A 3,629-nucleotide genomic window follows, 5' to 3' on the forward strand; every position below is an offset into this window, starting at 1 on the left:
GTCTCCGAAAGAAAGCTGGCTGCGGCTCATCCTGATTCGTGCCGGACTGCCCAAGCCAAAGACGCAGATCCGGGTCTATGACGAGCTCACCGGTAGGGTGGCCTATCTCGACATGGGGTGGGAGGATCTCAAGGTCGCGGTCGAATACGACGGCGAACACCATCAAAGTGACCCACGCCAATACCGGTACGACGCCAAACGCCATGAGGTGCTCCAACGTCTTGGCTGGATCGTCGTCCGAGTACTCGCAGGCGACCGGGAACCTGACATCATTCGCCGCGTCCGGGCCGCGCGGGCTCGACATACCCCGCTGCCAACGCGACAGTGAAGTTAGGTTCACCCGCGGGCGTCCGCAGTGAACCTAATTTCACACCCGGCGGTTCGGCCGCAAGCAACTTAAGCCGGTACCAGCTCCACGCCGGTGAGCACCACCGCGTTGTCGCGGGACGGCGCCACCACGCTGGCCAGGAACCGGCCGTCGTCTTTCCAGATGCCGACCTGCAGCGTCTCACCGGGAAATGCGACACCCGAGAACCGCGCGCCGTAGGAGGCCACCGCGCCGGCATCTCCGTCCAGCATCGCGTCGACGATCGCCTTGCAGGTCATACCGTAAGTACACAAGCCGTGCAGGATCGGCCGTGGAAACCCTGCGGCCGCGGCGAATTCGGGATCCGAATGCAGCGGGTTGCGGTCACCGCAGAGCCGGTAGAGCAGCGCCTGCTGCGGCAGCACCGGAATCTCGACCTCCAGGTCCGGCGTGCGCTCCGGTGCCGCGACGCCCCCTGAAGGCCCCCGCTCGCCGCCGAATCCGCCCTCACCGCGGGCGAAGATCGAACGCCGCTGCGTCCACAAGGGCTGGCCGTCCGAGGCAGTCACCGAGGTCTCGAGCACAACCACCGCGGCCTTGCCCTTGTCCCACACCTCGACGATTCGGCTTACCGCACGGGCACTTCCGGACGGCGGCAACGGCGCGGGCACCCTCACCTCTTCGGAGGCGTGCAGCACCTTCGCCAGGTCGATGTCCACACCCGGCCAGCTCACCTTCGGCGGTTCAACCTCGTGGAACGACGCGGCAACACACCCGAAAGTCGGTAGCACGTGCGGAGTGTGGTCCACCACGTAGCTGAGCTCACGCGGGTCCATCGGGTCTGAGCCGGCGCCCAGCGCCAGATTGTAGAGCTGCACATCGGTGGCAGTCCACGAGAATTCAACGGCGCCGAACTCGGCGCCAAGCGCGATACTCGGATCGATCGGCATATCTATGCGCCTTCCGCGATATGCAGGGCCGCCAGGTAGCCGAATGTCATTGCCGGACCGATGGTTCCGCCCGGGCCGGGATAGGTATGTCCCATCACAGGGGCGCTGACGTTGCCTGCGGCGTAGAGGCCATCGATCACGCTGCCGTCGTCGCGCAGCGCGCGGCCGTGCACGTCGGTGCGCACGCCGCCCTTGGTGCCCAAGTCACCGGGCACCATTTTGGCGGCGTAGTACGGCGGGTGCTTGATCTCGCCCAGATTCGGGTTGGGCTTGTTGGTCGGGTCGCCGTAATAGCGGTCGTAGGCGCTTTCTCCACGGTGAAAGTCCTCGTCGACACCCGACCGCGCAAAGCTGTTGAAACGCTGCACGGTTGCCAGGAACTCCTCGACCGGCAGCCCAGCTTTGTCTGCGAGCTCTTGGGGTGTGTCGGCCTGGACGATTACGCCCGAGTCGAGCCATTTGCGCGGAATGCGCTGCCCCGGCTGCAGCCCGGCGAATATGTAGCGGTTCCGATACTGCTGGTCGAACACCAGCCACGCGGGAATGTTCTCGCCCGGCCCGGGCCCTTGGCCGTATTCCCCGCCGTACATCCGATGAACGGCTTCGACGTATGGCATCGACTCGTTCATGAATCGCTTGCCCGACATGTTGACGATGATCGATCCGGGTGAGTTGCGCTCCGACAACGCGAACCATGGTGCCCCCACCAGCGGAACGGTCGGACCCCACCATGCGTCTTCCATCAGATCCAAAGTTGCACCTAGCTTTTCGGCGGCAACAATGCCGTCACCGGTATTGGCTTTGGCCCCGACGGTCCACTCCGTCGTGATCGGAGCCCGCTGGTATTTGACCCGCATTTGCTCGTTGTGCTCGAACCCGCCGCAGGCCAGGATCACTCCGCGTCGCGCCTTGATCAGTTGCGGCTCGGCGGTATCCGGAGCGTTGGTGTCGCGGACGTACACCCCGCGAACCGCACCGTCTTCGACGTAGAGATCTGTCAACGCGGTGTTGAGCTGCACCGGAACGCCGGCCTGCCGCAAACCGATCCGCAGCGGACCGATCAGAGCGCGACCCATGCCGACCAGGTTCTTCCCGGTTGTCTTGGCCCACATCGTCCGCGCGCCGACCTTCAAGCTGCGCAGCACACCACGCGGGTGGCGCTTTAACTGATTCAACCGCACGTAGTCCTGTTGCATCACAACCACGTTCAGTGGCACCTTGCCATACGGCGGCTCCAGCCCGGGCAGGTCAAGCCCTAGCTTCTTGGCGTCGAACGGCTTCGGCTCGATCGAGCGGCCACCCGGGCGGCCGCCCGGCGCCTCGGGGTAATAGTCGGAGTAGCCGGGCACCCAGCACATCTTCAACGGCGTGTGCTTGAGCACAAACGACAGCATTTCCGGCCCGCGCTCCAGATAGGTGTCGATGCGCTCCGGCTCGACGATGTCGCCGATTATGCTGTGCAGGTAGGTGCGCGCCGCGTCGGGCGTGTCTTTCACACCGTCACGCTTGAGAACCTCGTTGTTAGGGATCCACACGCCGCCACCGGAGCGCGCCGTCGACCCGCCATAGTGCGGGGCCTTCTCAATAACTATTGTCGAGAGGCCCCGGTCAGCGGCGGTAAGGGCAGCAACCATGCCGGCGCCGCCGCTCCCGACCACGACGACGTCGTACTCCTGAGCTGTCATGTAGAACACGTTATAGAATTGCCAGGGGCGGGCGCTACTGCCCCGGTCACACCCACGAGGGGACTTCGGTAAATGCTTCCACCCGCCGTCCGCGAGGCGCTGGCAGCTGACCTGGCACAGGCCGAGCGCAGCCGTCAGCCGATCCCGCCCCTGACCGCTGCCCACCCGGAGATCGACGTCGTCGACGCCTACGAGATCCAGCTGATCAATATCCGTCAGCGGGTGGCCGACGGTGCTCGGGTGGTCGGGCACAAGGTGGGCCTCTCGTCGTTGGCGATGCAGCAGATGATGGGTGTCGACGAGCCCGACTACGGCCACTTGCTCGACGAGATGCAGGTGTTCGAAGAAGCCCCGGTGCCCGCGGCGAATTACCTGTATCCGCGGGTGGAGGTCGAAGTCGGATTCATCCTGGCCGCCGACCTGCCCGGCGCGGAGTGCACCGAGGACGACGTCCTGCAGGCGACGGCTGCCTTCGCCCCGGCGATCGAGTTGATCGACACCCGGATCACCGACTGGACGATCGCGTTGTGCGACACCATCGCCGACAACGCCTCCTCGGCGGGCTTCGTCCTCGGCGAGGCACGGGTGGCGCCGGCAGATATCGACATCACCGGAATCGAAGCGGTGCTGTCCCGCAACGGTGAGGTGGTGGCCAAGGGCCGCAGTGACGCTGTGTTGGGCAATCCG

The 3,629-nt window shown here is 65.2% G+C and carries 4 protein-coding genes; 2 read left to right on the top strand and 2 right to left on the bottom strand.

What is annotated here, in order from left to right; all coding sequences use genetic code 11:
• Positions 1–328, top strand: a 328-nt coding sequence (locus VFA16_RS19635) for a DUF559 domain-containing protein (RefSeq protein WP_324969426.1), incomplete at its 5' end; no start/stop codon positions are given.
• A 68-nt stretch (positions 329–396) separates the two neighbouring features.
• Here the strand turns inward: VFA16_RS19635 and VFA16_RS19640 are convergent.
• Positions 397–1,257, bottom strand: a complete 861-nt coding sequence (locus VFA16_RS19640) for a MaoC/PaaZ C-terminal domain-containing protein (RefSeq protein ID WP_324969427.1) — start codon at positions 1,255–1,257, stop codon at positions 397–399.
• 2 nt (positions 1,258–1,259) lie between these two features.
• Positions 1,260–2,942, bottom strand: a complete 1,683-nt coding sequence (kstD, locus tag VFA16_RS19645; RefSeq protein WP_324969428.1) for a 3-oxosteroid 1-dehydrogenase — start codon at positions 2,940–2,942, stop codon at positions 1,260–1,262.
• 72 nt (positions 2,943–3,014) lie between these two features.
• Here kstD and VFA16_RS19650 point away from each other — a divergent pair.
• On the top strand, positions 3,015–3,629 hold a 615-nt coding region (locus VFA16_RS19650; RefSeq protein WP_324969429.1), incomplete at its 3' end, for a 2-keto-4-pentenoate hydratase.

The organism is Mycobacterium sp. (assembly GCF_035653355.1).
GTDB lineage: Bacteria > Actinomycetota > Actinomycetes > Mycobacteriales > Mycobacteriaceae > Mycobacterium.